Origin of the sequence: Desertihabitans aurantiacus (genome assembly GCF_003344635.1) — a bacterium.
In the GTDB taxonomy this organism is placed as follows: domain Bacteria; phylum Actinomycetota; class Actinomycetes; order Propionibacteriales; family Propionibacteriaceae; genus Desertihabitans; species Desertihabitans aurantiacus.
The window spans coordinates 1-1,513 of sequence record NZ_QPKK01000473.1; the positions used below are offsets into that span (position 1 = coordinate 1).

The window sequence follows — 1,513 nt, forward strand, 5'->3', positions numbered from 1 at the left end:
CCGGCTGACCACGGCGGTGCTCGCGCTGCTGCTGACCGCCTGCGCGCCCGCCTACGCGCCCACCCCGGTGCCGACCCCGACCGGCGGTCCGACCGCCACCCCGGCCCCGTCCGCCCCGCCGACCGCCGCGCCGGAGTGCGAGGACCCGCTGGCCAGCTACGACCCGCCGCGGACGAACCCCGAGCCCGGTGAGATGCCGGCGGGCTCCACCATGGCCGAGATCGCCGAACGCGGCCGGCTCGTCGCCGGCGTCTCGGCCGACACCTACCTGATGGGCTCGCGCAACCCCACCACCGGCGAGATCGAGGGCTTCGACATCGACCTGGTCAAGGCGCTGGCCGAGGCGCTGCTCGGCGACGAGGACGCCTACGAGCTGCGGGTGATCACCGCCACCGAACGGATCCCGGTGCTGGAGTCCGGCGAGGTCGACCTGGTCGCGCGCAACATGACGATCACCTGCGAGCGCTGGGAGTCGATCGCCTTCTCCGCCGAGTACTACCGCTCCGGGCAGAAGGTGCTGGCCCGCACCAGCTCCGGCATCGAGAGCCCCGACGACCTCGCCGGACGCCGGGTCTGCGCCCCGGAGGGCACCTCCAGCCTCGAGCGGCTGCGCGCCGAGCTGCCCGAGGCCGAGGCGGTCGCGGCCGCCAACCACACCGGGTGCCTGATCCTCTTCCAGTCCGGGGAGGTCGACGCGATCACCGGTGACGACACCGTGCTCGCCGGGCTGGTGGTGCAGGACCCCTACGCCGAGGTGCTCGACATGGAGCCGCTGTCCGACGAGCCCTACGGTCTGGGCTTCAACGCCGCGCAGACCGACCTCGTCGCCTTCACCAACCGGGTGCTGGCCGACCGGATCGCCGACGGCAGCTGGGAGGACAGCTACGACCGCTGGCTGCGTCCCTCCCTCGGCGAGGCGCCCGACCCACCTCGTCAGGTCTACGGCCGGTGAGCACCACCGCACCTCCCGCCCCCGGGAGCCTCACCACGCCGGTCGGGGCCGGGGCGATGCTGGCCTACCTGGACGCCCTGGCGGACTGGCTGCGCGCCCGCCGGGCCGAGCTGGACGAGCTCGACGCCCTGGTGCTGCGCTCGACCGAGCGGGAGCGGCTGAGCCCCGACGTGGCGCTGGCGATGGCGCTGTGGCAGGCGGTCGCCGAACGCCACGAGCTGATGCTGGCCACCTGGGACTCCGGACGGGTCGGGCCGGTGGAGCGCCAGCGGCTGGCGGTGCTGGTGTGGGGCCGGCTGGAGACCGCGGTCGACCCGGCCGCGGCCGGCACCGGGCTGGAGGTGTCGCTGCCCGAGGCCTGCCGGCTCTCCGACGCCCTGGTCGGCCAGCTGCGGGCCCAGCTCGCGCTCGACCCCGCCCTGGACCAGCAGCACCAGCGCGTCCGGACGCTGCGGGCCCAGCTGGAACGGATCCGCGACCAGGTCGCCCTGGAGCCGGACGGGTTGCGTCCGCGCGCCGAGGCGGGGCTGGCCGCGCTGCAGCAGCGGCTGCGCGACCTGG

Annotated in this window: 1 protein-coding gene and 1 pseudogene; both read left to right on the plus strand. The window is 75.3% G+C overall.

The annotated features are described in order from the left end of the window. Nucleotides 1–952 (plus strand): glutamate ABC transporter substrate-binding protein (locus DVA66_RS20290; RefSeq protein WP_332872900.1); only part of this gene is annotated, 952 nt, incomplete at its 5' end. Further along, nucleotides 949–1,513 (plus strand): annotated as a pseudogene (locus tag DVA66_RS20295) (hypothetical protein); the annotation flags it as partial. The gene DVA66_RS20290 and the pseudogene DVA66_RS20295, both read left to right, overlap by 4 nt.